Annotated in this window: 32 protein-coding genes; 21 read left to right on the forward strand and 11 right to left on the reverse strand. The window is 34.9% G+C overall.

The genetic code is table 11. The annotated features are described in order from the left end of the window. Positions 1-63: 63 nt before the first annotated feature. From ABJD27_RS14250 to ABJD27_RS14275, 6 genes are all read right to left on the reverse strand, one after another. Positions 64-1167 (reverse strand): cupin domain-containing protein, encoded by a 1104-nt coding sequence (locus ABJD27_RS14250; protein WP_348168653.1) that lies wholly within the window; start codon positions 1165-1167, stop codon positions 64-66. Positions 1168-1258: 91 nt separating this feature from the next. Next, a complete protein-coding gene (locus ABJD27_RS14255) occupies positions 1259-1900 on the reverse strand; it encodes a peroxiredoxin (protein WP_348168650.1) in 642 nt (213 codons plus the stop codon). A gap of 107 nt (positions 1901-2007) precedes the next feature. Further along, complete coding sequence (locus tag ABJD27_RS14260) at positions 2008-2994, reverse strand: carboxypeptidase-like regulatory domain-containing protein (RefSeq protein WP_348168647.1); 987 nt, start codon at positions 2992-2994, stop codon at positions 2008-2010. 18 nt (positions 2995-3012) lie between these two features. Next, positions 3013-3684: a TonB-dependent receptor plug domain-containing protein gene (locus ABJD27_RS14265; RefSeq protein ID WP_348168644.1), complete on the reverse strand. Its 672-nt coding sequence runs from the start codon at positions 3682-3684 to the stop codon at positions 3013-3015. 10 nt (positions 3685-3694) lie between these two features. Continuing rightward, entirely contained in the window at positions 3695-4021 is a 327-nt protein-coding gene (locus ABJD27_RS14270) for a hypothetical protein (RefSeq protein WP_348168641.1), read from the reverse strand. Further along, entirely contained in the window at positions 4018-4497 is a 480-nt protein-coding gene (locus tag ABJD27_RS14275; protein WP_348168638.1) for a sigma-70 family RNA polymerase sigma factor, read from the reverse strand. The genes ABJD27_RS14270 and ABJD27_RS14275 overlap by 4 nt, the downstream gene beginning before the upstream one ends. Before the next feature lie 352 nt (positions 4498-4849). On the opposite strand from ABJD27_RS14275, the gene ssb reads away from it, so the two are divergent. Next, a complete protein-coding gene (ssb, locus tag ABJD27_RS14280; RefSeq protein WP_089369990.1) occupies positions 4850-5182 on the forward strand; it encodes a single-stranded DNA-binding protein in 333 nt (110 codons plus the stop codon). Positions 5183-5247: 65 nt separating this feature from the next. Here the strand turns inward: ssb and ABJD27_RS14285 are convergent, their stop codons facing one another. After that, entirely contained in the window at positions 5248-6435 is a 1188-nt protein-coding gene (locus ABJD27_RS14285) for a hypothetical protein (RefSeq protein WP_348168634.1), read from the reverse strand. A 252-nt stretch (positions 6436-6687) separates the two neighbouring features. Here ABJD27_RS14285 and ABJD27_RS14290 point away from each other — a divergent pair, with 252 nt between their 5' ends. The 4 genes from ABJD27_RS14290 (at position 6688) to ABJD27_RS14305 (ending at position 9429) form a co-directional block, all read left to right on the forward strand. Next, the gene (locus ABJD27_RS14290; RefSeq protein WP_348168631.1) at positions 6688-7374 is read left to right on the forward strand and encodes a hypothetical protein; all 687 of its coding nucleotides are present in this window, start codon (positions 6688-6690) and stop codon (positions 7372-7374) included. A 343-nt stretch (positions 7375-7717) separates the two neighbouring features. After that, entirely contained in the window at positions 7718-8032 is a 315-nt protein-coding gene (locus tag ABJD27_RS14295) for a hypothetical protein (RefSeq protein WP_348168628.1), read from the forward strand. Beyond that, positions 8011-8787 (forward strand): ATP-binding protein, encoded by a 777-nt coding sequence (locus ABJD27_RS14300; protein ID WP_348168625.1) that lies wholly within the window; start codon positions 8011-8013, stop codon positions 8785-8787. The genes ABJD27_RS14295 and ABJD27_RS14300 overlap by 22 nt, the downstream gene beginning before the upstream one ends. Beyond that, entirely contained in the window at positions 8788-9429 is a 642-nt protein-coding gene (locus ABJD27_RS14305) for a response regulator transcription factor (protein ID WP_348168622.1), read from the forward strand. It begins immediately after the preceding gene. 51 nt (positions 9430-9480) lie between these two features. Here the strand turns inward: ABJD27_RS14305 and ABJD27_RS14310 are convergent, their stop codons facing one another. Both ABJD27_RS14310 and ABJD27_RS14315 read right to left on the reverse strand, forming a co-directional pair. Then, positions 9481-9927, reverse strand: coding sequence for a hypothetical protein (locus ABJD27_RS14310; protein WP_348168619.1), 447 nt, complete (start codon positions 9925-9927; stop codon positions 9481-9483). Between the two features lie 124 nt (positions 9928-10051). Further along, on the reverse strand, positions 10052-10801 hold the full coding sequence (locus tag ABJD27_RS14315) for a hypothetical protein (RefSeq protein WP_348168616.1): 750 nt from the start codon (positions 10799-10801) through the stop codon (positions 10052-10054). A gap of 198 nt (positions 10802-10999) precedes the next feature. Here ABJD27_RS14315 and ABJD27_RS14320 point away from each other — a divergent pair, with 198 nt between their 5' ends. The 8 genes from ABJD27_RS14320 to ABJD27_RS14355 all read left to right on the forward strand — a co-directional run bounded on the left by ABJD27_RS14320 (position 11000) and on the right by ABJD27_RS14355 (position 16721). After that, positions 11000-11434: an Rrf2 family transcriptional regulator gene (locus tag ABJD27_RS14320; RefSeq protein WP_348168613.1), complete on the forward strand. Its 435-nt coding sequence runs from the start codon at positions 11000-11002 to the stop codon at positions 11432-11434. A 48-nt stretch (positions 11435-11482) separates the two neighbouring features. Then, positions 11483-11848 (forward strand): group III truncated hemoglobin, encoded by a 366-nt coding sequence (locus ABJD27_RS14325; RefSeq protein ID WP_348168610.1) that lies wholly within the window; start codon positions 11483-11485, stop codon positions 11846-11848. 12 nt (positions 11849-11860) lie between these two features. Beyond that, positions 11861-12202, forward strand: coding sequence for a cupin (locus tag ABJD27_RS14330; RefSeq protein ID WP_348168607.1), 342 nt, complete (start codon positions 11861-11863; stop codon positions 12200-12202). A gap of 85 nt (positions 12203-12287) precedes the next feature. After that, entirely contained in the window at positions 12288-12575 is a 288-nt protein-coding gene (locus ABJD27_RS14335; RefSeq protein ID WP_348168604.1) for a hypothetical protein, read from the forward strand. A 136-nt stretch (positions 12576-12711) separates the two neighbouring features. Beyond that, positions 12712-13203 (forward strand): biotin/lipoyl-containing protein, encoded by a 492-nt coding sequence (locus tag ABJD27_RS14340; RefSeq protein ID WP_348168601.1) that lies wholly within the window; start codon positions 12712-12714, stop codon positions 13201-13203. 28 nt (positions 13204-13231) lie between these two features. Beyond that, positions 13232-14674 (forward strand): acetyl-CoA carboxylase biotin carboxylase subunit, encoded by a 1443-nt coding sequence (gene accC / locus ABJD27_RS14345; protein WP_348168857.1) that lies wholly within the window; start codon positions 13232-13234, stop codon positions 14672-14674. Between the two features lie 3 nt (positions 14675-14677). After that, the gene (locus ABJD27_RS14350; protein WP_348168599.1) at positions 14678-16219 is read left to right on the forward strand and encodes an acyl-CoA carboxylase subunit beta; all 1542 of its coding nucleotides are present in this window, start codon (positions 14678-14680) and stop codon (positions 16217-16219) included. A gap of 31 nt (positions 16220-16250) precedes the next feature. Then, positions 16251-16721, forward strand: a complete 471-nt coding sequence (locus ABJD27_RS14355; protein WP_348168596.1) for an Lrp/AsnC ligand binding domain-containing protein — start codon at positions 16251-16253, stop codon at positions 16719-16721. Between the two features lie 127 nt (positions 16722-16848). On the opposite strand, the gene ABJD27_RS14360 is transcribed toward ABJD27_RS14355, so the two are convergent. Further along, complete coding sequence (locus tag ABJD27_RS14360) at positions 16849-17346, reverse strand: DUF6252 family protein (protein WP_348168594.1); 498 nt, start codon at positions 17344-17346, stop codon at positions 16849-16851. A 102-nt stretch (positions 17347-17448) separates the two neighbouring features. Next, positions 17449-18765: an adenosylhomocysteinase gene (gene ahcY, locus ABJD27_RS14365; RefSeq protein ID WP_348168591.1), complete on the reverse strand. Its 1317-nt coding sequence runs from the start codon at positions 18763-18765 to the stop codon at positions 17449-17451. A gap of 59 nt (positions 18766-18824) precedes the next feature. On the opposite strand from ahcY, the gene ABJD27_RS14370 reads away from it, so the two are divergent. The 8 genes from ABJD27_RS14370 (at position 18825) to arfB (ending at position 24597) form a co-directional block, all read left to right on the forward strand. After that, on the forward strand, positions 18825-19448 hold the full coding sequence (locus tag ABJD27_RS14370) for a 4'-phosphopantetheinyl transferase superfamily protein (protein ID WP_348168588.1): 624 nt from the start codon (positions 18825-18827) through the stop codon (positions 19446-19448). A 63-nt stretch (positions 19449-19511) separates the two neighbouring features. After that, a complete protein-coding gene (locus ABJD27_RS14375; RefSeq protein WP_348168585.1) occupies positions 19512-20219 on the forward strand; it encodes a geranylgeranylglyceryl/heptaprenylglyceryl phosphate synthase in 708 nt (235 codons plus the stop codon). A 35-nt stretch (positions 20220-20254) separates the two neighbouring features. Beyond that, a complete protein-coding gene (locus tag ABJD27_RS14380) occupies positions 20255-21220 on the forward strand; it encodes a carboxypeptidase-like regulatory domain-containing protein (protein WP_348168582.1) in 966 nt (321 codons plus the stop codon). A 12-nt stretch (positions 21221-21232) separates the two neighbouring features. Continuing rightward, positions 21233-21493, forward strand: coding sequence for a hypothetical protein (locus tag ABJD27_RS14385; protein WP_348168580.1), 261 nt, complete (start codon positions 21233-21235; stop codon positions 21491-21493). Further along, entirely contained in the window at positions 21477-22109 is a 633-nt protein-coding gene (gene pnuC, locus ABJD27_RS14390) for a nicotinamide riboside transporter PnuC (protein ID WP_348168577.1), read from the forward strand. The genes ABJD27_RS14385 and pnuC overlap by 17 nt, the downstream gene beginning before the upstream one ends. Then, positions 22070-22630: an ATP-binding protein gene (locus ABJD27_RS14395; RefSeq protein WP_348168574.1), complete on the forward strand. Its 561-nt coding sequence runs from the start codon at positions 22070-22072 to the stop codon at positions 22628-22630. Before pnuC ends, ABJD27_RS14395 begins: the two co-directional genes overlap by 40 nt. Then, the gene (locus tag ABJD27_RS14400) at positions 22627-24192 is read left to right on the forward strand and encodes a DUF4301 family protein (RefSeq protein ID WP_348168572.1); all 1566 of its coding nucleotides are present in this window, start codon (positions 22627-22629) and stop codon (positions 24190-24192) included. The genes ABJD27_RS14395 and ABJD27_RS14400 overlap by 4 nt, the downstream gene beginning before the upstream one ends. A gap of 3 nt (positions 24193-24195) precedes the next feature. Further along, the gene (gene arfB, locus ABJD27_RS14405; protein ID WP_348168569.1) at positions 24196-24597 is read left to right on the forward strand and encodes an alternative ribosome rescue aminoacyl-tRNA hydrolase ArfB; all 402 of its coding nucleotides are present in this window, start codon (positions 24196-24198) and stop codon (positions 24595-24597) included. Positions 24598-24606 lie beyond the last annotated feature (9 nt).

Raw genomic sequence — 24606 nt, forward strand, 5'->3', positions numbered from 1 at the left:
CTGTTCAAAGTATCATGGTACTTTTTCTGTTGTAATTGAGTTTGTCGCATCGTCAAGATACTCTTAATGTACTATTGTTTTAAAGCTCCCTGGCAAAGCGACTTCAAGGAGTTCTAAATCTTCGGATACATGTGTAAATTGATATTTCATATCTGGTGGAATCACAAAGGCATCACCTGCTGTGAGTGATTGTAATTCTTGCATCTCTGCGTCTAGTGTCATCGTTCCCGAAAGAACAAAACTAAACAGAATATCTGTCGTATGACTCATCATAGGGGTTGCCTCTATCGTTTTCACTGGTTTAGCAACTTGTACAGAAGCATCGCCTTGGGTGGCGTTGTAAATGCCGCTTTCGCGAAAGCGGAAACCAGGAACTCTCCAATCTTCCCATGTAGCATCTTTTAATTGATGATGACAGAACTGTTGTCCTTGAAAAAGGCGTTCTGGACGATAGGTTTCTGTTGGTAATTCAAGCTCATGATCTATGGTTGTCATATGCTCGGCAGGGACACCAATCTCAATCACTTCTAGGTTATCTGAAGATTCTAATACTCTGTGTCTTATTTCTGGAGGTTGTGTCACACAATCACCTGCTCTTAAAATAAAAGGTGGGCCTTGATCTTCATATACCAGTTTTACCCAACCGCTTTTACAAAAGATTAATTGAAATCCTACGGTGTGGTAATGTACCATATCGGGTACGGGTCCTCCATTAGGAATTCGGATATGGGAAGCAATAATACTTCCTCCTAATCGATCTGGTATAAGATCTCGATACAGCATTCCTGCGCGACCAATCACCCATGATTCTCCTCCTGTTAATTTACGGACTTCAAAGTGATGTTGGGTACTTGGTGTTACAAGAGTTTGTGTTCTTGGTAAGACATGAAAAACAGCACCGTTAGGTGCTGTTACTTCTGTTTTTCCTTGTGCAATAGTCTCCGGGTAATCTGTAATAATATTGATAATAGCTGGCGGACTGGTCACACGTTTATCTAAAACGAGATGCATACCAAATCCAGAGAGCATCGCTACGGCAGGATTATCTGCTGGGAAGATTTTATCTAGTCGATAGCCTAATTGAATTAAAAAATCCATGTCGGCTGGAAGGTCTTCCGAAGGTAATCGTACCTGTGCGTATGATTGGTCTGGATGATATGTGCTCATTCTATGTAAATAGTATCGATAAAAAATTAAAGGTTCTTTCTTTTTTCATTGCCGAAAAAAGAAAGAAAAGAATTCTTATTTAATCTTATAATTACTCAATATTAGGTTGTGGTGTCATACGAAGATATGGTTTTACTTCTGTATGTCCTTTTGGGAATAACTCTGGAATTTGCTCATTAGTCACTGATGGTACGATCACACAATCATCTCCTTGATTCCAATTTGCTGGTGTTGCTACTTTATGATATGCTGTTAATTGTAACGAATCTACCACACGGAGTAATTCATCAAAATTTCTTCCTGTTGCTGCTGGATACGTAAGAGTTAGTTTTACTTTTTTATCTGGTCCAACTAGGAATACAGAGCGTACTGTTAAGGTACTGTCTGCATTAGGGTGAATCATATCATATAAATCTGCTACTTTACGATCTTCGTCTCCTATGATTGGGAAATTTACAGTCGTATTTTGAGTCTCATTGATATCTTTAATCCATCCGTGATGTGAATCTACTCCATCTACACTAAGAGCAGCCACTTTTACATTACGTTTATTGAATTCTTCTGTATATTTTGCTACCGTACCTAATTCGGTTGTACAAACGGGTGTATAGTCTGCTGGATGTGAAAATAAAATTCCCCAACTATCGCCTAGCCATTGGTGAAAATTGATCTCTCCTTCGGTAGAAGCTGCTGTAAAATCGGGGGCGGTATCCCCTAGTCTGATTGTGCTCATTTTTTAAGTTTTAGTTTCTTTTTTAGCTTAGTGCTTTGTCGAAGAAATCTACAAAAGTTATCAGAGATATGCTATTTATTTTCGCGAAAGCGGTGTTAAAAAAAAGCTTAGAGTCCGTAGTCTAATGGTAGTGCGTCTCCCAGACGTTGTCGTCCCATAACACCACTAAAAATCAGCGCATCAGGTGGATAGAAATTTCCAAAACCATCTATGGTGTAATGGGTATATTTTGCGCGTACATCAGATCGTTTTTTCTTATCATATAAGATAGCAACAGGATCTGTTAATTGTACTTTCTTAATACCAAGGGTATCACTTACTACAAAATGTGTTTTTGGGTATACAGGAAATCCTTTTTTATAGATGGTAAAATCTTCTTGATCCCATTGTTCTGTAGCAACGGTACGCATAAAGTGTAAGGAGGATCCTTCATACACTTCTTGTCGTCTTTTCTTATATTTTCTGACATCTTTTTTTTCGTCTATAAAAAAACTTGTGCCTGCATAAAATGACTGTTGTACGTCAAAGGGAGCAATAGATTTTGAAAAATAGGAGATCTTACATTCGTATAGCCGAAAACGAATCTCGTAGCCTAGATAGGGATTCTTGACTCTAAGGATCTCCCCTGAGCTTGCTATTAATTGTTTTTGGGATGCATTGTAATGCAACTTGAGGGCATCTTCATTAAGAATCTCACAGGACATTCCCGCTTTTGTAGTTCCTAAAAACTGTGCTCGAAATGCTATTAATAATTGTTCTCTTGTAAATAAGGGTTTTGCGGTTACGATCACTTCATCTAGCGATTCTTCTTTAGCGATTAAAAAAACTGTTATTGGTTTTTCACCAGAAGGGGTACGAATGGCATCTTTATATCCTAAATAGCTAACGACAAGTTGAGAGGTACTACTTTTTTCTGTGTAGAGGGTAAAATTTCCATCTTCGTCTGTAATACCACCTATGGTCGTGCCTTCAAAATAGACAGAAGCGCCTAGTAAGGGTTCTTTGGTCTTACTATCATATACAGTCCCACGTATAGTTTGGGCACATACAGCACCGTATAAAAACAAAAAACAGATTCCTAGGAGTTGCTTCATCTATAAAAAATATCAGGATTACTCTTTAAGTTTTATCACAATGACACCATTTTTTCCGTCTTTACCATACTGTGCCGTGGCTGCTTTTCCTTTTAGTACAGTTACAGTTTCAATGTTGTTTGGGTCTATATCTTTCATTTGTACTTCTGCTTTCCCAGAAGGGTATTTTGGTTTTCCGTTTTTATTTAAAATAATATACATAGGACTTTTCCCATCTTTTGATGCACTCCCGCGTATCACAATACGTGGGTCTTCACTAATAGATGTTGTTAATTTATGTACAGAAAGATCAGTATCCTGTCGTAATTCTTTTAGCTTTTCTTGCTGTGTAGCCGTGAGTTCATTTTTTATTTTGATGAGCATTTTAAGACGCTGATTTTTCAACTGTTGTTCAAGTTTTGTAATCTCATCCATTTTTGACAATGCTGCCGTTTCATCTATCTTGCTTTTTGCCACGAGCTTATTAAGATATACTTGCATGGCATCTAAGTCCCATTTTGTTGAGTTAAATGCTGTAATGTTATCGTTATAAATCTTTTTGATAGTACGTACTTGTTCTTTTGAAAGCTCTAATTCAGAACGGTATTTTAAGACGGTTTCGGCAGAAAACAATTCGTTTTGAAATGTATCTTGAGCAGAGATTGTTCCATACCCTGCGATGAATAATAATAGTATAATTGCTTTTTTCATTTGTAAAATATTAATCGTTAAAATCGTTTATTAATGATGCTGTTGGGGATTCCCAAGAGAAGACAGAAAGATCATCAGAGAGTAATGTTTCTGTTCCCGTCTCTTCTTCTAAAGAAATAAAGAGTGTATCGTCAGGAATGGTTCTTGTTTCTGTAGTATCTGTCCATACTCCAAAACCTACAATCAAGGAAGCTGCAATTCCTATAGGAATGATATAGCGTATTTTTGATGTCCTTTTTTTAGGAAGTAGGTCTTCAAACTTAGGAATCGTATGTTGTGTATCTTCTTTGCGCATATCGGCAAAAAAGGCTTTGATATCATCGTCTTCTGTATTCATACTTTCTCTTTTAAAATTAAGGTTCGCATCGCTTCTTTTCCTCGTTCATAATGGGTACGTACGGTTCCAATATGTAAATTAGTTACTATCGCTATTTGAGCTAAAGTCATCTCATGATAAAAAGCAAGTAACAATACTTGATGTTGTCTTTCTGGCAATCTTTCTAAGAGCTTTTTATAATTAATTGTTGAGATCTCAAAAGGAGCGTCTTCGACTCCTATCTTAAGATTTTCTAATCCCTCAAATGGTTTTTTCTTCTTTAAATAATCTATGGCTGTATATCGAATGACCGAAAACAGCCACGTCTTAAAAGCAGATTGCTCATTAAATTTTGCTTTCTTCTCTAATACTTTTATGTAGGTGAGTTGCAATACTTCCTGTCCGTCTTCTTGATTGTGATGACAACAATGGCTTGCCCATAAAAAGGCATCAGTATGGTGCGTTTGTAATAACTCTGTTAACCTACTTTTATCCATCGTTGTTTATTAGTCTAGAGAATAGACTTTCTATATGACATGAAATGTACTTTTTTTTAAATAAACTATGGTACTGAGAAGTAAATGGGTAAAAAAATTAATTTCCCATATGATTATTTGTTTTACAAAACATTGTTTATCAGTTATATATTCAATTACAAACGACTACAAACGTTTGTAAACGAAAGTAAGTATTTATTTACCGAATCATAGTTGCCTCTCGTTATATGTTTGCAGTGTTCAATATCAACAATAGTATTTGATACGAACAATGAGCTCTTCAGGACGAGTCTGAAGATGTAGACACATAACAAATTTCTTGGGCTTACCTCAAGAAGAAAACACACACATTATGAACTTAAGAAACAAAGTACAGTTAATTGGAAATTTAGGAAATGATCCAGAAATCATCACATTAGATTCTGGAAAGAAATTAGCAAAATTCTCCATCGCAACTAATGAAACGTATAAAAACGCTCAAGGCGAAAAAGTAACTGATACGCAATGGCACAACGTCGTAGCTTGGAATAAAACAGCTGATATTATTGAGCAGTATGTAACCAAAGGAAAAGAAATTGCTATAGAAGGGAAATTAACCTCTCGTAGTTATGAGGATACAGAAGGGATAAAGCGATATGTAACAGAAGTGGTTTGTAATGAATTGTTGCTGTTGGGGAGTAAATGATATTAAATAAACAGAGGCGATCTTGTTAGATCGTCTCTGTTTTGTTTGAAATAGCTTAGATCTCATTAATCGGTTGTGACATTAAATTTGAAACGAGCCTTACCATGCTTTTCAGCAGTAGTGATGAGTTCCATGCTTTCAAAACAATAATCTACTTCCAACATAAATTCTCCAGAAAGATCTTTACAGTTTCGAGTAATCATTGTGAATTCTCGAGAGACACAACTACACGGTTCTAGGCAATCTATACAGATAAAGCTATCTGGCACAATCTTAATTTGATCACCTTGATTAGGTGTAATACTCAGTTTGGTAATCTTCAATCCTTTATACCTAATATCATTAAATGGATTACATACAGTTATATAAACGACCTCTGTATCATGTTCTTCAATAGAATCTGAAGCACCGTCTCCCCATTCAAAATAGAAACAAGGACTCAAATCTTTTATATTTGGATTTGCTATTTGAAAGTCGCAGTTACCATCACTTGGTAATTTTCCACAATTTTTATTTGTTGTTGAAGGTTCGGTAAACTCTTTATCTAACGCTCTATATCTAAGTGTTACATTTTGTTCATCTGCCTGCTTATTACAACCATCACAATCATTACAATCACAATCACATTTGGAACAAGGACAATCATGGCATATATCTCCAAATAAATCCCTCAATGGAAGTCTGAATATTAAAAACTCATTGTGATTAAACCCCTTAAATGGAACTCTTATGGAGGAGGATGCAGAAGTATCTAATCTTGAATCAAACCAGATATACCTAGCATTACTATTTATTTGTGGTATACGTGGCAAGTTTTTTTCTTTACCATTTGTATTTCCAACAAATGGTTTGGTCCAGTTTTCACAATTAGCTATCTTAATCTGGCTTTCAACTAGTTTTTTATTTGGTCTTCCAGATGAATTATCAAAATCGATTCCAGTCGCAAATACTTCCCAGTTTGCATTATCTCCAGTTAATACTTTATTAGATCCATAAGTCAAGTCTGCAAGAAATCCGTTTGCCCCTCTATCATTACTCCAGCACACAAAATAGATATAATCACAGCATTTTCCTACTGCTTCAAATGATTCAGGTTCAGGATGATTTTGTTGTTTTATAGGTTTTTCCGTATTTAGTTTTTTACAGTTTCCTATCCAAACATCTGTATGATCATCGCACCAAATAGTTGAATAAAATGGTAGAGGCTCTGTACATCGTGTTGATGGCTTCTTAATTTTTTTGTTAGTTTTCATATGTTCTAAAATTTAAATTTCGCCTACTCTATTCTACAGTTTTCAGCTTTCCCAGTTTTTACAATACAAATCTCATAACATATTCATTATCAATGAATGGTGCCTCAACGTGAAATTGAAAGTATGATCGGCGGAATTTAATTAGGTGATTTAACCCTACAATTTTAGGTTTCGTAACTTCAGAAACTATAAATAGCTAGTTGTTACTTTGTTATCAATAAAAAACAACTTTAATCAACTAAACTAAATATTATGAATTCAACAAGAACATTAAAGAGTATTATTGCCATCTTACTCGTAGGCTTATCAATATCTGTTATCTTGAATATCCAAAATCAAATTGGCGAAGACCTATGTGTAGATTATAGTCAATATAATCCAAGTACATTAGAGACAGGGTTAATTGGAGATATGGTTTCTACCTATAAAAACAACCAATTAAATGCAATGAATGCTTCCATGGGACATAGTGAGACAAACTCTCTTACTTTTGATCTAGAGACAATTGACAAGTTTCTTTTCCATATAAAAAAGGGAGTCGAAGCCAATTCCAAAGATTTTAAGAATGAAAAATTAGGGCTACGGATTTATTATGCCGCTTATCCTCAAGACATGTCACAATACACAGATTTAAATGATCTTATGAATAACACAACAACGCAACAATATGCAAAAAAACTCACCATGGTTATGATTCCAATTAGGGAAAATGATAAAAACGAAATTGTAGATTTTAATCCATTTGAATTTGACACATATGAAGATGGTTTACCTAAGTATCAAAAACCTGAAGATTTAACGGGTACTAATTCTAAAGACACTAGTCCAGAAGCATTAAAACCAGTCATGTCAATTACCGTAAGTAATACTCAAAATAAAGTGGCTCAAAATCACGGAAATTTATTTCCACCTTACCCTGATACTGGAGCAGCATTTTAAGTTGTTATACATGGAAGAATATCAATCTATATTACGCAGCATTCTGGTTGGGGTAGAATCTTTTTCTGCCCTAATTGGTATTATTTACCTTTCAAGACTAAGAACTAGTTATTGGAAATGGTTCTCTATATTTTTGATAATTATTTTTATCCAAGAATATTTTTGGTTAGAGAATACTTCAGAGTACTTTATCTCTAGTCAAACATACTATATCTTTTTTGGAGTTCCAATACAATATATATTTCTATACTGGCTATATGCTGTTAAATCGCTTAATAATATAAAATTATTTATATTTTGTTCTTTCACTTATTTTATTACTCTGTTAACTATAGGTCTTACCATGGGACTAAATGAAGTGTATTCCAAAAGTTCTAATGTAGGTACTATTATACTTACTGTATTGATCGTTTGTGAGTTTATAAAGCAAATTAAAAATGATGATATTCTAAAGTTTTGGGAAAATAAAATGTTTTATATAAACACTGCAGTAGTGCTATGTCATATAGGTTCCTATCCTTATAATGTCTATGGCAAACTACTATATTATAAGTATCCTCAAATCTGGGATATTTATAATGCCTATTTTTATATAGCTAGTTATATTATGTATTTATTATTTGCAGCATCATTTATATGGGGGAAGAAGGAATCATAATATCTATAATATTATTTCAAATTATTTTTATTGCGTTTGTTAGTGCGATCATCATTTTTGTACGACAATATCGCATTAAAAAAAAGGCACATCTGTCTGAAATTCAAAATATAGATGAAATCCATAAAAAAGATCTTTTAGAAACTGAAATGGAGATTCAAACACAAACGATGAAACATATTGGGAGAGAGATTCATGATAACATTGGACAAAAATTAACGCTTGCTAGTTTGTATACCCAACAATTGGCTTTTGAAAACAAGGCGCCTCAGATTAATAAAAACATTGAAAATATAGGAGACATTATCAATCAATCCTTAACAGAGTTGCGTGAACTCTCCAAATCCCTTACAGATAATACGATTGAAACCTCTACCCTTTCAGTATTGATTGAGAAGGAGTGTGAAAAGATAAACAACTTAAAGAAATGTAATGTTACGTTTATAAACGATACTCGGTTTGATATTAAATCCTATCAAATTAAAAGCATCTTGTTTAGAATTACACAAGAGTTTTTACAAAACAGTATTAAACATTCTCAATGTAAAAACATTGTGGTATCGCTAAGTAAAGACTCATCAAGTATCGTATTATCATTACAAGATGACGGTAAAGGTTTTGATATTAAAAAATCAAGATCTAACGGAATAGGTCTTAAAAATATAGAAAAAAGAACCGAACTCATTGGTGGAAAATACACCATAGAAAGTCAACCTCAATTGGGAACAATTGTAACCATACAAATTCCAGTGTAAATGAAACACACCATTGTTATCATAGATGATCATATCTTAATTGCGCAAGCCTTGCGTAGTATTATATCCAATTTCTTGCAGTTTGAAGTATTATACACCTGTGAAAATGGGTTAGACTTTCAAGAAAAGTTAAAAACAAAAAAAGTCCCTGATGTAGTATTATTAGACATCAGTATGCCTATCATGGATGGCTTTGAAACTGCAAAATGGATAAGAGACATGCATCCAGATGTTTTAATTATGACATTGAGTATGCAGGAAGATGAACAGAGTCTCATTAAAATGATCAAGAATGGATCTAAAGGATACATGCTTAAAAATGTGCATCCTTTGGAATTAGAAAATGCATTAAATGGTCTTGTGAAAAATGGCCAGTTTTTTCCAGAATGGGCTGCGAGTAAAGTATTTACAAGCATTCGTGAAGATACTATTGATGCATGTTCAAAATTAAATTTATCTGATCGCGAAAAAGAATTTCTAAAGTATACTGTGACTGAAATGACCTATAAGGAAATCTCTGAAAAAATGTTTTGTAGCCCAAGAACTATTGAAAATTATCGGGATAGTCTATTTGAAAAACTAGAACTTAAAACAAGGGTTGGACTTGCTGTGTTTGCGTTAAAGAATGGCTATGCAGCATAGTATATCCTCTTAGAGAGTACATCTCTGTTACAATTATACTCACAAACAGAATTATATTAAAACAAACTCAATAGATGTGGTCATTCTAGAACTCACAGGTTTTTCATCCTTTAACGCTGGAGTAAACTTTAACAACGCTACACTATAAATAAGGTTATCCAAAATAGGTTGATTGATTTTTAGCTCTTCTTTATCTTTTATTCGTCTGCGAGCTATAGCAGACTCTGCAGGTTCATTTGTTGTTCTTACAAATGCCTCTACATCTTTTACAGTTCCTTCTTTGGTCACTATCCAGGATAAATCTACAATACCAACTCTATTGACATCACTTTCGCTTTTAGGGTAAATCATATAATGATTAATAAGCCATCCTAAATCATACTCTATATCTACTACTGCAACTACATCTGGAGCTTCTTCTATGACATCAGATTGGCAAGATAATACCAAGATAGATAGGAGTATAAAAAGGGGGGTTTTAACTTTTTGACTGTTCATGACTGTTGTTTTGTGATTGAATGGTAGCGAGTACTACAAAAGACTTACTTTATTGATTAGTCTCTAAAACAACGATACTATATGACAAGGATTTGCATTTTTTATACGCTTTCGCGAAAGCGTATTAATCATTCACATCTGTTTCCAACATTTCTGAAAATTCCTTGCCGAGGTTAATAAATTCTTCTATCAGTAAAAATTTATTTTTCTCTTTTAGGAGCTCCGAATCTACATTTTTTGAAATGCAGAAATCTATAAACAGAGGTTTGAATTCTAAAGGGATTTTTACAGTTTCTATCAAGAATCGATCATTAATAGTTTTGTCCTCTTTAAAAAGGCCGATGTATTCTTCTAGTTTTATAGGAACAAAAGGAGGTATTTTACGCTTTTCTTTTGTAATGAGTTTCCAGAGGCGTTTCCCAATATTTACAAAATTAAGATTTGCATTAGGGTTTGAATTAAACTCATATTGTTCTGGATATAATTCCTGATGAGTTTTGACTTGATTTTCAAAGGTATCTGCAAATTCCTTTTTTTCAAATTCGAACTTGGCTTCTTTTTTTATAATGACCTCATCGAGTTGATTCACTTTTCGCGTAAGCTCAACTACAAAATTTTTATAATCAACTCCATCTTTTAAAACAATCGTTTTTTCTAAGTGAGTAAACACATAAAAAGAAATAGAATCCTGGGCTCTTGCATCTACTATAAACCGTCCTTCATCATCTGCAATCGTTGTTATTTTGGTTCTTAAATTTTTTACTATAACTCCTGGAACAATCGTTTTATCATCATATACAGTACCTGTGATGGTTTGCCCATAGATACATTGTGATACAAATATGAAAGAAAAAAGAAGGAGTAATTTATACAATGATAACGTTAGGTTGGTTAGAAGAATCAATATAGATCATATCTTAAAACTAAAACTTGAAGGAAAGGTTAAAACATGATAAGGTTTTCTTAAATAGTAACTATTTATTCTATCACGAATAGCACATAGTTTTTATTTCGGATAAATTTGTCCGAAATAAAATAAATATTTATATTTGCACTCTATTTATAACAACAAATGTTTTCTAAAACTTGTAAATACGGTATTAAAGCAACACTTTTCATTGCTCAGAAATCACAATTTGATGAGCGTGTGAGTTTAAAAGAGATCGCTGCGGCGATAGATTCTCCAGTGGCTTTTACTGCCAAGATTTTACAGTTACTTGCAAAAGAGCATATCATAAATTCTATAAAAGGTCCCAAAGGAGGTTTTGAAATAGACAAAGTACAATTGCCTAAAATTACAATAAAACAAGTGGTAAGAGCCATAGATGGAAATTCTCTATTTATTGGTTGTGCACTAGGTCTCAATGAGTGTAACGAGAAGGAACCTTGTCCTATGCATGATAACTTTGTAAGTATTAGAGATCAGTTAAATGAAACACTGGCATCATCAAATCTGCTAGATGTAGCTGTTGACCTCAACTTAGGGCTTACGGTATTAAAACGATAAAAAAAATTATAATAATAAAGGATAAAAAGGTATTAATATCTTATATAAATGAAAGACATCACAAACAGAAAAGACATTGAGCTTATGGTTAACACCTTCTATACATCTGTACGAGAAGACACTGTTTTAGGTCCCATTTTTAATGATGTGATTAAAGACAATTGGGTTACTCATCTAGATACTATGTATCGGTTTTGGCAAACCATTCTTTTACACGAGTTTGCTTATAAAGGCAGTCCTTTTAGTCCGCATCGTACGCTTCCTATAGAAGAGCACCATTTTGATCGGTGGCTCTTTCACTTTAATACTTCTATGGATAAAAATTTTACTGGAAAAAAAGCAGATGAAGCCAAATGGCGTGCCTCAAAAATGGCTCAAATGTTTATGTATAAATTAAGTAATAACAACATATAAAAAAGATACATTATGAAAATTGCATCACTCACCCAAGATCTTGTTTACAATGACAAGAAACCTTCTATTCAGGTTTTATTAGAAACAGAGACCTCCAAAGAAATACGCATTGTATTTAAAAAAGGGCAACACATGAAGGAACACAAAACACCTTTCCCTATTGTTGTTCACGTTTTTAAAGGCGCTATAGATTTTGGAGTACACGGTACGAAGCAACAACTCGAAGCAGGAAGTCTTATCGCTCTTGATGGTCATGTTCCTCATGACCTTACAGCTACAGAAGATAGTATTATACGATTGTCACTCTCTATAAAAGACAAGATAGAACGTGTTCAAAATATCATCACTAATTAAAAAGACTATTACACGCTATTATGCCTATTGGCAAGCTGGCACAAAAACAAAAAAACACCACAACACTTTATTAAATACACAAATCATGGAACTTTATAAAAACTTGCTAAAAGAATACAATTCAGGAATTATAGGATATGCAACTATAGGTATTATTGGACAAAGCTGTATAGGCTCTGCTGCTGTGATGCTTATTTTTATGAATAACGACATTTCAAGAGGTCTCCAAATGATAGAGCTTTTTCTAGTTACAATCCTTTGTATGGGATTTAATGGAGCTGTTTTAGCACAACAAAAAGGGAAAATTCAATTTAATATACTTGTCCTAAGTGTGTTTACAAGCATCCTTTTTATTATCACAAATATGATTTAAAGCAGTCGTAAACGTTCAACCTCTAAACACGTCTTAGAGGTCTCTTAAAAACAATAATTATAAATACTAAAAAAACATAAAAAAATAGCCATTTGCCATAGGGATACTTATATTTATATCATCATAATTAGATACGATGAATAATAATTATAAAGCCACCGTAAATCAAGAGTTTGAGTTTACTATTTCTCAAGAAGAACTCTCACAATTAGATGCGGTTCAGACCACTACAGGATATCATATCCTTCATAATAACACTTCTTTTAAAGCAGAAATAGACGCTTCTAATTTTGCTCAAAAAACCTATCAAGTCCAGATAAATAATAACATCTATAATGTTACTATTGCAGATAAAATTGACCTTCTCATTAAAGACATGGGCTTTTCTATAGGTACAACCAAACAACTTAATGCTTTGACAGCTCCTATGCCGGGACTCATTCTTGATGTTCAGGTAGTTGCTGGCCAAGAAGTAAAAGAAGGAGACACTCTTGTCATCTTAAGTGCTATGAAAATGGAGAACAGTTTTGTCTCTCACATGGATGGTACTATAAAAGCGGTACACGTTGTAAAAGACGATGCTGTAGATAAAGGACAACTTTTAGTAGAATTTGAAGAAACAAACTAGTCATAGATAGAGACACTACCTTATGGATATTAAAAAAATACTAGTTGCAAACCGTGGAGAAATCGCTATCAGAGTGATGACCACAGCAAAAAGAATGGGCATTAAAACCGTTGCTATTTACTCTACAGTAGATCGTAATGCACCCCATGTACGCTATGCAGACGAAGCTGTTTGTGTAGGAGAAGCCCCCTCTAATCAATCGTACTTATTAGGAGATAAAATCATCGCTTTTGCAAAAGAGTTAAACGTTGATGCTATCCATCCTGGTTATGGATTCTTAAGTGAAAATGCCGCTTTCGCGAAAGCAGTTACAGAAAGCAATATCATTTTTATAGGACCAGAACCTAAGGCAATTGAAGTCATGGGAAGTAAACTTGCAGCCAAAGAAGCTGTAAAAGCATATGATATCCCAATGGTTCCTGGAATAGATGAAGCCATAACCGATGTAGACAAAGCAAAAGCTATTGCAAACGACATAGGCTTTCCTATTCTTATCAAAGCCTCTGCTGGAGGTGGAGGGAAAGGAATGCGCGTCGTAAATGAAGAAGCCGAGCTAGCATCACAAATGAAACTAGCCATTAGTGAAGCAACGGCTGCATTTGGCGATGGATCTGTATTTATAGAAAAGTACGTATCATCTCCTAGACATATAGAAATACAAGTCATGGCAGATAACTATGGTACCGTCCTTCATCTTTTTGAAAGAGAATGTAGTATCCAGCGTCGCCATCAAAAAGTAGTAGAAGAAGCTCCTTCTAGCGTACTCACTCCAGCATTACGAGAAGCTATGGGAAATGCTGCTGTACAAGTCGCAAAAGCGTGTAATTATCGCGGTGCCGGAACAGTGGAGTTTTTACTAGATGATCAGCATAATTTCTACTTTTTAGAAATGAATACACGCCTTCAGGTAGAACATCCTGTTACAGAACTTATCACAGGAGTAGATCTGGTTGAGTTACAAATACGTGTCGCTCGAGGCGAGGTACTTCCTATCCTACAAGAAGATTTAAAAATACAAGGACATGCCCTAGAATTACGGGTATATGCAGAAGACCCTCTAAATGATTTCTTACCAAGTGTTGGACATTTATCTACTTACACACTTCCAGAAGGTGATGGCATACGCGTAGATAATGGTTTTGAAGAAGGCATGGACATTCCTATTTATTACGATCCTATGTTATCAAAACTTATCGTGTATGGTAAGACACGAGAAGAAGCTATTGAGATGCTTTCTAAAGCAATAGACGATTATAAAATTGAAGGTGTACAAACGACATTGCCTTTTGGTAAGTTTGTCTGTGAGCATGAAGCGTTCCGTTCTGGAAACTTTGATACTCATTTTGTAAAAAACTATTACTCCCCAGAAGCATTAAAAAAACGATTTGAAGAAGAAGCAAGAATCGCTGCTCTTATTGCGGTAAAGCAACACATACAAGAACAACGCATCTTACGCTTACCAACGACATAAATTATGGATTCAAAAATAAAAACACTCAACGAAAAAATTGAACTCGCTCATTTAGGCGGAGGAAAGCATCGCATTGAGAAGCAACACCAAAAGAAAAAATTAACAGCAAGAGAACGTGTACATTATTTACTAGATGATGGTTCTTTTGAAGAAATTGGAATTCTAGTAACACACCGTACTACAGATTTTGGCATGGAAAAAGAGATCTATTATGGAGATGGTGTTGTCACTGGATATGGTACCGTAAATGGTCGATTAATTTATCTTTTTGCACAAGATTTTACGGTTTTTGGAGGAGCACTCTCAGAAACACACGCAGAAAAAATATGCAAGATCATGGATCTTGCTATGAAAGTCGGTGCTCCCTTAATAGGGCTTAATGACTCTGGAGGTGCACGGATACAAGAAGGGGTACGTTCTCTTGGGGGATATGCCGATATCTTTTATAGAAATGTACAAGCCTCTGGAGTAATCCCTCAGATCTCAGCAATTATGGGACCTTGTGCTGGTGGAGCTGTATATTCTCCTGCAATGACAGATTTTACAATGATGGTAGAGGATACCAGTTACATGTTTGTTACAGGACCTAACGTAGTAAAAACAGTTACTAATGAAGAAGTAACCTCAGAAGAGTTAGGAGGAGCTAGCACACATTCGGCTAAGTCTGGAGTGGCTCATATCACCTCTGCAAATGATGCACAATGTCTGGAAGATCTTAAATCTTTACTAAGTTATTTACCCCAAAATAATACAGAAACACCAAAAAAATTACCTTTTACGTTACAAGATGAGGTCCGTGAACAACTTGCTACTATTATTCCAGATAGTGCAAACAAGCCCTATGATATGCATGAGGTTATCACGGGTATCATAGATGACGATTCTTTTTATGAAGTTCATAAAGACTATGCAGAAAATATTATTGTCGGTTTTGCAAGATTAGGAGGACGTAGTATTGGTATTGTAGCAAATCAACCTATGTTCCTCGCAGGAGTCTTGGATGTAAATAGTTCTAAAAAAGCAGCTCGCTTTACTCGTTTTTGTGACTGTTTTAATATTCCATTATTAGTACTTGTAGATGTTCCTGGATTTTTACCTGGTACCGATCAAGAATGGAATGGAATCATTGTACACGGAGCAAAATTACTTTATGCTCTTAGTGAAGCAACAGTACCTAGAGTTACTGTAATTACTAGGAAAGCATATGGAGGCGCTTATGATGTTATGAATTCTAAACACATCGGAGCCGATCTAAATTACGCATGGCCAAGTGCAGAAATTGCAGTAATGGGCGCCAAAGGTGCTAGTGAGATTATCTTTAGAAAAGAAATCAAAGCGGCAGATGACCCTGCACAGAAACTACTAGAAAAAGAAAATGAATATGCAGCCAAGTTTGCAAATCCATATCGTGCGGCTCAACGTGGCTTTATAGATGAAGTCATTCTTCCTGAAGATACAAGACGTAAATTGATAAAAGCATTTAGCATGCTAGAAAATAAGGAAGCAACGCTTCCAAAAAAGAAACATGGGAATATTCCATTATAATTATAAATCATCAATCTAAAACACACCTAAATTGAAAATTAAAAACGACGAACTCATCATCGACGGAATAGATAAAATCATTTTGCGTCAACTTATGCAAGATGCGCGTAAACCTATTCTTGAAATAGCCAGAAAAGTGGGTATTTCTGGTGCTGCAATACACCAACGCTTGCGTAAACTAGAAAAATCGGGCTTGCTCGCTGGATCAAAATTTATTATTGATCCTAAAGTATTAGGATATCGCACGATGGCTTTTATAGGCGTGTATCTAGAAAGAGCGGCAAATAATGCTCGAGCAGTACGACAACTGGAAGATATTCCTGAAGTTATAGAATGTCATTATACCACTGGAAATTGGTCTATTCTTATCAAGATTTTATGTAAGAATAATGAAGATCTTATGAATCTACTTAACAAAAAAATACAAGCCATTGATGGGGTTTCTAGGACAGAAACGTTTATTTCATTAGATCAACAAATTGATAGACAGATTAAGATTTAGTATTAAAACAATAAATTAAACATCTCTTATTTTGATGTATACGCTTTCGCGAAAGCGTACTCATACAACACAAAAAAGCCCTCCAAAAGAGGGCTTTTAATATAAAAATACCTTGTAATACGATTATTTACTGCACCGTAAAATTCACATTAAATAATGCCGTATTTGTCACCGTAAGTGTATCTTCCCCATCGATTGTATTTACTATGGTTGTATTAAAAGAACCAAAGACCGTGTTTTCAGTAAGATCTATACTTGAAATAATAACTTCACCACCAAGATCAGCATTTGATGTATAAAAAACATCTCCAGAACTCAACATTACTCCCGCAGTATTGGTGTCATCTATTATATATGTTTCATCTGTGATTGCTGGCGCATCTGCTACTGTAGAACCTACACTAATTGTAATAGATCCAATATCTGTTATAGCTACAATAGATAATCTAGCACCATTGTTAGAAAGGGTACCACTTACATTATCTGTTCGTAAATTTTGTCCTCCTACAGAAGCTCTAAATTTTACTTGAGCAGCCTCTGCTGGTCCATCATCATCACTACTACAAGAAACGGCTACACTTGTAATAAAAAGAAGTAGACTGAATTTTAAAATTATATTTTTCATGTGTGTTTGTTTAAAAATGTTTGTTTAAAAAACCCACTTCAATGAAGTGGGTTTTAATGTCGCTAAAGCGAAATTATATAAATCTGTGTGATTTTATTTTAACTAGTATCTGTAATACTCAGGCTTAAACGGTCCTTCTACAGTAACTCCAATATACTCAGCTTGATCTGGACGAAGTGTTTCTAACTCTACTCCTAGACGTGCAAGGTGTAATGCTGCTACTTTCTCATCTAGATGCTTAGGAAGCATATATACTTCGTTCTTATAGTTAGCACTGTTTTTCCAAAGCTCAATTTGTGCTAGTGTTTGGTTTGTAAATGAATTACTCATTACAAAACTAGGATGTCCTGTTGCACAACCTAAGTTTACTAGACGACCTTCTGCAAGAACGATAATATCTTTTCCATCGATTGTATATTTATCAACCTGTGGTTTGATTTCATCTTTTGTTGCTCCGTGAGTTCCGTTTAACCAAGCCATATCGATCTCATTATCAAAGTGACCTATGTTACAAACGATTACTTTATCACGCATTGCTTCAAAATGACGTGCTTGGATAATGTCTTTATTTCCAGTGGTAGTAATAACAACATCTGCATTACCTACTACAGTTTCTAATCTCTTTACTTCAAAACCGTCCATCGCTGCTTGTAAAGCACATATAGGATCAATCTCAGTAACAGTTACGATAGAACCGGCTCCTTTAAAAGAAGCTGCTGTTCCTTTTCCTACATCTCCATATCCACAAACCACAACACGCTTTCCAGCAAGCATTGTATCTGTAGCACGACGTATTGCATCTACTGCACTCTCACGACATCCATACTTATTATCAAACTTTGATTTTGTAACAGAATCGTTTACATTAATTGCAGGCATAGGAAGTGTTCCGTTTTTCATACGTTCGTATAAACGGTGTACTCCAGTAGTTGTTTCTTCAGAAAGTCCTTTGATATCCCCTACTAATTCTGGGTAACGGTCAAGAACCATGTTTGTTAAATCTCCTCCATCATCAAGAATCATATTTAATGGCTTGCGATCTTCTCCAAAGAAAAGTGTTTGTTCGATACACCAATCAAATTCTTCTTCATTCATTCCTTTCCAAGCATATACTGGGATTCCAGCATCTGCAATTGCTGCGGCTGCTTGATCTTGTGTAGAGAATATATTACAAGAACTCCAAGTTACCTCAGCGCCTAATGCTTGTAATGTTTCAATTAATACGGCTGTTTGAATCGTCATATGAAGACATCCAGCGATACGTGCTCCCTTAAGAGGTTGCTCATTTTTATATTCTTCACGAAGAGACATTAATCCTGGCATTTCTGCTTCTGCAAGTTCGATCTCTTTACGACCCCAAGCTGCCAATGAAATATCTTTTACTTTGTACGGTACGTACGGTGCTGTTTTTGTACTCATTATTAGTATCTTTGATTATGCAAATTGCGTGCAAAATTACGTAATATCTTACAGTTCTCATGCCTCTTTACAAAACAATAACAATAAACTCGCAAACAACTCTCTACATTTGGAAGATTGAAGAGTCTCTTGATGCGCTTTCTCAGGACATAAAACTCACCGATCATTGCCAGCAAAGAGTAGATGGTATGAAGTCGGAATTACACCAACGAGGTTTTATGAGTGTACGTCACCTCCTTGCTGAAGCGGGATACACAGATCATGACCTGTATTACGACCCTTCAGGAAAACCGCATCTTAATGATGGAAAACATATCTCTATCACACACTCATTTATCTTTTCTGGTATTATTGTAAGTAATCAGGAGGTAGGCATCGATATTGAGATGCAACGTGACAAAATATTACGCATTGCTCATAAATTTACTCCTTTTGAAGAGTACAGGACATTAGCAAACACAGATGCCATCATCCGAAAACTCACTATTGTATGGGGTGCAAAAGAGTCATTATACAAATTATATGCGCAGGAAGGGTTGAATTTTTTAAAGCATATTGATGTCCAAGACTTCTATTTTGACGATGCAAAAACAACCGCAAGTGTCACATATGATGCTGCAAAATCTACCTATGATATTTATTTTTTAGAATTTGAAGGTTTTACCTGTGTATATGGGTATTGATCGGAAATTGTTGATTTCAGAACTATAATTCTTTATGACTCATATTCCGTATTTTCGCCAGACATGACCCTCTATCAAAATATACATACAGCACAAACACAAAACAAGCGACTTCTCGCTATTCTTATTGATCCAGATAAGTTTGTTGCTGCGTCAGCTTTCGCGAAAGCGTACTTACAAAAACTCCCTTCTCAAACAACACATATCTTTGTAGGTGGTAGCACCGATCCAGAAAATAGCATAGAAACAGTCGTAAAAACGTTAAAACAACACACCCAAATTCCTATTATTTTATTTCCTGGAGCATATACTCAAATCACTCCTGAAGCGGATGGAATTTTGTTTTTGTCACTCCTATCGGGACGTAACCCAGAGTACCTCATTGGGCAACAAATAAAAGGCGCAAAGAAGACATTAGAAAGCAATCTAGAAGTCATTCCTACTGGATATATCTTAGTAAATGGAGAAAAAGAAACCGCTGTGCAACGCGTAAGTGAGACATTACCGTTAGATCAAAATGATATAGATACTATTGTAAATACCGCACTGGCAGGGGAATATCTAGGAAAAAAATGTATTTACTTAGAAGCCGGTAGTGGCGCCATACAACCTGTGACTACCCAAGTTATAAAAGCTGTTAGAAAAATCATTAGTATTCCTTTAATTGTAGGGGGTGGAATTAAATCTCGACAAACGATGGAAGAGGCATATCAAGCTGGAGCAACCATGGTTGTTATTGGCACCGCTTTTGAAGACGATAGTTGGAGTTAACATCTTAATAGTATAGAAAGCCCTATTTTTAACCTATGAAAATTAAAATTACGTTTCTTTTCCTATGTATATCCTTAAGTGTATATGCTCAGAAATTTCAAGTGATTGATGAAGCAGCAAGAACACCGGTTTCTTTTGCAACGATTTCTTTTGGGGATGGACGAGGTACTTTTGCTGGAGAAGATGGCGTTTTTGACTTCGTAAAAGAAAAATATGCCGATATTGACTCCTTGCATATCTCTGCTATTGGGTTTAAAGAACGTGCCTTTAGCACTACAGATATTCCAGACATCATTGCATTAATGCCAGAAGCGAGCCAACTTTCTGAAGTGATTGTGACGGCTCCAAAAAGAGGAAAGTTTAAAACAAAGAAAACAAAAGCAACAACGCATGGAGATATTCATACGAGTTGGCTCCCAACGGTGGAGAGTGAAGTCGCTGTGTTTTTTAAACGTTATGAAGGAAAAACTACCCGTATAGGAAAACTCATACTCCCTATAAATGCTGAAACACAATACCAATCAAAAGGAAAAGGAAAGTATGCAACGATCTTTAGAATTCAATTTTATGAACCTGAAAATGGAATGCCTGGAAAACCTATCGTTCATGAAAAGATTGTTTTTGCAATAGATCAAGAAGCCGAAAAAGTATTTGAACTAGACATCCAATCAAAACAGATCTTTATCCCAGAAGATGGTATTTTTGCTTCTTTACAAGTACTAGGATACGCAAACAAAGAAGGCAAACTAGCGCAGTCAAAAAAATATAGAGAAGTCAAAACTCGTCGAGGAATTCAGAAAATATCAACCGCTTTTAGGCCATTACTCCCTTTTACAAATCAATTATCTTCTCAAAAAACCTATGTACGCCGTATCTTTTTAAACAATAAGAAATGGCAAGTATTTGATAAAACCTATAATGAGAATTCAAACCTTATTCTGTCTGGTTCTCGTAATTATGGAATGGGAACGATCGTACATGTATTTGAAGAAAAAAAATAAGACCTTATTCCTATGAATGTATCTGTAGAACTTACGTTTACACCATTACAAAATGAGTATGAACCACCCATCTCTGCTTTTATAAAAAGAGTAAGAGCTTCGGGATTTACGGTGTTAGAAAACCCACTATCTACTCAAGTTTATGGAGATTATGATGGGGTGATGCACATGCTTACAAAAGAGATTAAGAATAGTCTTTCTAATATAGATATTGGGCTATTTCAAATGAAAATTGTAAAAACAGATCGCAGTAGCTATGTCGCAGATTTTTGATTTTCTCTTTGGGCAATATTCAGGATATCCTACTATCCAAATATGGTTAGAAATTATAGCTGTTATTTTTGGAGGTTTATCCGTTTGGTTTAGCAAGCGCAATAGTATTCTAGTATATCCTACAGGGATTATAAGTACGCTCATTTTTGTCTATTTATGCCTTCAATGGGACTTACTAGGAGACATGATGATTAATGGATATTACTTTGCTATGAGCATCTATGGTTGGTATATCTGGACTCGTAAAGTAGACGAAACTCATTTTACACCTATTACACGTACAACAAAAAAAGAAAAACAATACAGTATCTTCATAGGAATTGCAACACTTATTTTTGTGTACGTTGTATATAAAAGTTTTGGCAAGTGGACGAGTTGGGTTGCTTATGCAGATACTATAACAACTGCTATTTTCTTTGTAGGAATGTGGCTTATGGCAAGACGTAAAATAGAAAACTGGATTTTCTGGATTGTCGGAGACCTTATTTCTATTCCTTTATATTTCTATAAAGGATATACTTTTACAAGCCTCCAATATTTAATTTTTACTATTATCGCTATATATGGTTATCTCGCATGGAAGAAGCACTTAGACAACAACCAAGTAACTGCATAAAAATATGCCTTTTTGGGCCAGAGAGTAGTGGGAAGAGTACGCTTTCGCGAAAGCTATCTCAACATTACAACGCGCCTCTAGCACTAGAGTATGCAAGAGAATATTTGCAAGATCTCTGGGAAAAAGAACAAAAAATCTGTAGACCCAAAGATTTACTTCCGATTGCCATTGGGCAGATGCGTCTTGAGAACAATGCTGTCGCTCAGGCGAGTAATCTTGCAATCTGTGATACAGATTTACTCACTACAAAAGTCTACAGCGAAGCTTATTATGAAGGATGGTCTCCAGAATTATTAACCAAATATGCGTTAAAAAACACCTATGATTTGTATCTTTTGACCTACATTGATACGCCTTGGGAAGCAGATGATTTAAGAGATCGTCCAGAACAAAGACAAGAGATGTTTGATCTCTTTAAAAATGCCCTAGAACACAATAACAAACCATATATATTGTTAAAAGGATCTGTAGAAGAGCGTATGCAAATGGCTACTAAAACTATAAACCAATTATTATATTGAATTACACCCAGACAGATACAAAAGTACTCTTAGAAAAAGGGATATCAAAAGATCAAGTACAGCATCAACTTGCGCTTTTTAAACAAGGTCTTTCTTATATAGATCTAAGAGATCCAGCTATTATAACTCATGGGATCTATACATATACTCAAAAAGAAGAACAGGAATTTGTCTCTTATTTTGAAGCTCAAAAAGAAAACCTATCGTTACTTAAGTTTATTCCTGCATCTGGTGCTGCCACTAGAATGTTCAAATTCTTATTTGAATTTTTAGAAGACTATGACCCTACTACAGAAACCGTAAATGCATATATAAATAGAACACAAGCTCAAGAGTTACGACTATTCTTTGTAGGGCTAGACAGCTTTCCTTTTTATAAGAAAGTACGTAAACGACTTAAAAAGAAATACGGCAAAAAAGAGCAAGAAAATGTAGACCTTAATAGATTACGATTTGTAAAAATAATGCTGGAGGAAGAGGGACTTAATTTTGGAAAAAAACCTAAAGGTCTCTTCCCTTTTCACAAATACAAATATCATAACGCATCTGCTTTTGAAGAACACCTATTTGAAGCTGCTTTATACGCAAAGACAGGAGATACTGCTAGATTACACTTTACCATTTCAAAAGAACATCAGGCTAAGTTTAAAAAACAGTTTTCCAAATCACAACAAAGAATAGAAGAAAGAACAAAAACACGCTTTGACATCTCTTATTCTTTTCAATCTCCAGCTACAGATACCATTGCAGTAACTCAAGAAAACAACCCATTTAGGAAAGAAAACGGATGTTTACTCTTCAGACCTGGAGGGCATGGTTCTTTAATTAAAAATCTCAATGATCAAGAAGCAGATATTATCTTTATAAAAAACATAGATAATGTTGTTGTCTCTTCCTATGAAGAACAAGTTGCATGTCATAAAAAAGTACTCGCAGGTAAACTTTTAAAACTTCAACAACAAGCTTTTAAATATGTCTCTCTGATCGACAAACAAGAAATTGCTGAACCTAAAATCTTAGAGATTGTTCATTTTTTACAAAATGAATTTAGTCTAAAACTTGCTAGAGATTTTGAGAAATTCTCTCAAAAATATCAAATTGAATATTTACGAGAACAATTAGACAAGCCCATACGTGTATGTGGTATGGTAAAAAATGAAGGCGAACCTGGTGGAGGTCCTTTCTGGGTAAAACAAGAAAGCGGACGCATAAGTTTACAAATTGTAGAAAGTGTACAAATAGATTCTAACAGCACTCATCAACAAAGTATTGTTGCAAAAGCAACACATTTTAATCCTGTAGATCTTGTTTGTGGTATCAAAAATTACAAGGGAGAAAAATATGATTTATCTCAATTTGTAGACGCCAAAGCTGCTTTTATTTCTCACAAAACTGTCGAAGGAAAACCCATAAAAGCATTAGAACATCCTGGATTATGGAATGGCGCTATGGCATTCTGGAATACCATCTTTGTAGAAGTACCACTTATTACATTTAATCCTGTAAAAACAGTAAATGACTTATTAAAACCTGCACATCAAATGAGTAAAAAGAAAGAGTAATACATGAATAAAGAACTACTTCTCAATGAACTTACCTTCAAAGCTTCTAGAAGTAGTGGATCAGGAGGGCAACACGTAAATAAAACCAGTACACGTATTGAGTTATTTTGGCACCTTGATCATTCTGCATGTTTTTCTGAAGATGAGAAAGCACGCTTACGTGAAAAACTACAAAACCGTCTTACCAAAGAACACGTCCTAATTCTTTCTTCAGGACAAACTCGGAGTCAACTCAAAAACAAAGGGCATGTCATTCGTCGGTTTTTTGAACTTTTAGAAGCAGCACTCACGATTCCTAAAGTTCGTAAAAAATCGAAACCATCTTATTCCTCAAAACTCAAGCGATTACAATCTAAGAAACAACATTCTGAAAAGAAGTCAAATCGAAAAAGACCAGAATACTAAATCATCATC

Origin of the sequence: Dokdonia sp., assembly GCF_039945015.1 — a bacterium.
Lineage (GTDB): Bacteria > Bacteroidota > Bacteroidia > Flavobacteriales > Flavobacteriaceae > Dokdonia.

What these genes read in the sequence shown, in the direction of transcription:
- ABJD27_RS14250 (WP_348168653.1), bottom strand. Translation starts at nt 1,167, where the DNA reads ATGAGCACATATCATCCAGACCAATCATACGCACAGGTACGATTACCT.
- ABJD27_RS14255 (WP_348168650.1), bottom strand. Translation starts at nt 1,900, where the DNA reads ATGAGCACAATCAGACTAGGGGATACCGCCCCCGATTTTACAGCAGCT.
- ABJD27_RS14260 (WP_348168647.1), bottom strand. Translation starts at nt 2,994, where the DNA reads ATGAAGCAACTCCTAGGAATCTGTTTTTTGTTTTTATACGGTGCTGTA.
- ABJD27_RS14265 (WP_348168644.1), bottom strand. Translation starts at nt 3,684, where the DNA reads ATGAAAAAAGCAATTATACTATTATTATTCATCGCAGGGTATGGAACA.
- ABJD27_RS14270 (WP_348168641.1), bottom strand. Translation starts at nt 4,021, where the DNA reads ATGAATACAGAAGACGATGATATCAAAGCCTTTTTTGCCGATATGCGC.
- ABJD27_RS14275 (WP_348168638.1), bottom strand. Translation starts at nt 4,497, where the DNA reads ATGGATAAAAGTAGGTTAACAGAGTTATTACAAACGCACCATACTGAT.
- ssb (WP_089369990.1), top strand. Translation starts at nt 4,850, where the DNA reads ATGAACTTAAGAAACAAAGTACAGTTAATTGGAAATTTAGGAAATGAT.
- ABJD27_RS14285 (WP_348168634.1), bottom strand. Translation starts at nt 6,435, where the DNA reads ATGAAAACTAACAAAAAAATTAAGAAGCCATCAACACGATGTACAGAG.
- ABJD27_RS14290 (WP_348168631.1), top strand. Translation starts at nt 6,688, where the DNA reads ATGAATTCAACAAGAACATTAAAGAGTATTATTGCCATCTTACTCGTA.
- ABJD27_RS14295 (WP_348168628.1), top strand. Translation starts at nt 7,718, where the DNA reads ATGGGACTAAATGAAGTGTATTCCAAAAGTTCTAATGTAGGTACTATT.
- ABJD27_RS14300 (WP_348168625.1), top strand. Translation starts at nt 8,011, where the DNA reads ATGGGGGAAGAAGGAATCATAATATCTATAATATTATTTCAAATTATT.
- ABJD27_RS14305 (WP_348168622.1), top strand. Translation starts at nt 8,788, where the DNA reads ATGAAACACACCATTGTTATCATAGATGATCATATCTTAATTGCGCAA.
- ABJD27_RS14310 (WP_348168619.1), bottom strand. Translation starts at nt 9,927, where the DNA reads ATGAACAGTCAAAAAGTTAAAACCCCCCTTTTTATACTCCTATCTATC.
- ABJD27_RS14320 (WP_348168613.1), top strand. Translation starts at nt 11,000, where the DNA reads ATGTTTTCTAAAACTTGTAAATACGGTATTAAAGCAACACTTTTCATT.
- ABJD27_RS14325 (WP_348168610.1), top strand. Translation starts at nt 11,483, where the DNA reads ATGAAAGACATCACAAACAGAAAAGACATTGAGCTTATGGTTAACACC.
- ABJD27_RS14330 (WP_348168607.1), top strand. Translation starts at nt 11,861, where the DNA reads ATGAAAATTGCATCACTCACCCAAGATCTTGTTTACAATGACAAGAAA.
- ABJD27_RS14335 (WP_348168604.1), top strand. Translation starts at nt 12,288, where the DNA reads ATGGAACTTTATAAAAACTTGCTAAAAGAATACAATTCAGGAATTATA.
- ABJD27_RS14340 (WP_348168601.1), top strand. Translation starts at nt 12,712, where the DNA reads ATGAATAATAATTATAAAGCCACCGTAAATCAAGAGTTTGAGTTTACT.
- ABJD27_RS14350 (WP_348168599.1), top strand. Translation starts at nt 14,678, where the DNA reads ATGGATTCAAAAATAAAAACACTCAACGAAAAAATTGAACTCGCTCAT.
- ABJD27_RS14360 (WP_348168594.1), bottom strand. Translation starts at nt 17,346, where the DNA reads ATGAAAAATATAATTTTAAAATTCAGTCTACTTCTTTTTATTACAAGT.
- ahcY (WP_348168591.1), bottom strand. Translation starts at nt 18,765, where the DNA reads ATGAGTACAAAAACAGCACCGTACGTACCGTACAAAGTAAAAGATATT.
- ABJD27_RS14370 (WP_348168588.1), top strand. Translation starts at nt 18,825, where the DNA reads ATGCCTCTTTACAAAACAATAACAATAAACTCGCAAACAACTCTCTAC.
- ABJD27_RS14375 (WP_348168585.1), top strand. Translation starts at nt 19,512, where the DNA reads ATGACCCTCTATCAAAATATACATACAGCACAAACACAAAACAAGCGA.
- ABJD27_RS14380 (WP_348168582.1), top strand. Translation starts at nt 20,255, where the DNA reads ATGAAAATTAAAATTACGTTTCTTTTCCTATGTATATCCTTAAGTGTA.
- ABJD27_RS14385 (WP_348168580.1), top strand. Translation starts at nt 21,233, where the DNA reads ATGAATGTATCTGTAGAACTTACGTTTACACCATTACAAAATGAGTAT.
- pnuC (WP_348168577.1), top strand. Translation starts at nt 21,477, where the DNA reads ATGTCGCAGATTTTTGATTTTCTCTTTGGGCAATATTCAGGATATCCT.
- ABJD27_RS14395 (WP_348168574.1), top strand. Translation starts at nt 22,070, where the DNA reads ATGGAAGAAGCACTTAGACAACAACCAAGTAACTGCATAAAAATATGC.
- arfB (WP_348168569.1), top strand. Translation starts at nt 24,196, where the DNA reads ATGAATAAAGAACTACTTCTCAATGAACTTACCTTCAAAGCTTCTAGA.